The 688-nt window shown below is 68.6% G+C and carries 1 protein-coding gene and 1 pseudogene; both read left to right on the top strand.

The window, feature by feature from the left end:
- The coding region (locus IBX22_RS37165) for an ANTAR domain-containing protein (protein WP_194820542.1) at positions 1 to 346 on the top strand (346 nt) is incomplete at its 5' end.
- A 53-nt stretch (positions 347 to 399) separates the two neighbouring features.
- Positions 400 to 688: pseudogene (locus IBX22_RS37170) on the top strand (transcriptional regulator); the annotation flags it as partial.

Here is a 688-nt window from a genome sequence, read left to right on the forward strand (position 1 = left end):
GGCAGTGCAGCTGTCCGATCTGGTGACCGTGGTGCTGCTGACCGCGATCCGCATACCCCAGCTGCGGGCGCACGCCTTCGCGGTGGTGCCTGGCAGCCTCGACAACAACAACCACAACGGGCTGGGGTCGTGGTGGGAGGCGGCGGTCTCGACCCGCGAGATCCATCAGGCCACCGGGATCGCAGCGGCACAGCTGGGTGTCGACATCGCCACCGCCTACGCCCAGCTCGTCGCTCGTGCGCTTACCACCGGGTCCCCGATCGCGGCTCTGGCCGCCGAGGTCGTGGCACACCGGATTCGGTTCAGCCCCAATGACACTGTTGGTCCGGACCAGCGCGCGCCTTAGACTCGAATGACCAGCACGGTTCAGCAAAGCAGCCGTGTGGAAGTGGAGCCTCGATGCCCACCCGAGAGCAAGCCCTCAACGATGCCTTCGTGCGTCTGGCCGATTCCCTGGTCGCCGACTACGACCCGGTCGAGGTGGCCCAAGACCTGATCGAGACTCTCACCGAAGTCCTGCTTGGCACCGCGGCGGGTGTGCTGGTTGCCGACCACCTGGATCGGTTGCAGGTTCTGGCCGCCACCAGCGAGGAGCCCCGGCTGCTGGAGCTGCTCCCGGCCCCCGCCGTGGAGCCCGGCCCGAGCCTGACCGCCTTCGGCGAAGGCCGGCAGGTGCGGTTGGCCGACC

The organism is Nocardia sp. XZ_19_385 (genome assembly GCF_015355755.1).
Taxonomy (GTDB): Bacteria; Actinomycetota; Actinomycetes; order Mycobacteriales; family Mycobacteriaceae; genus Nocardia.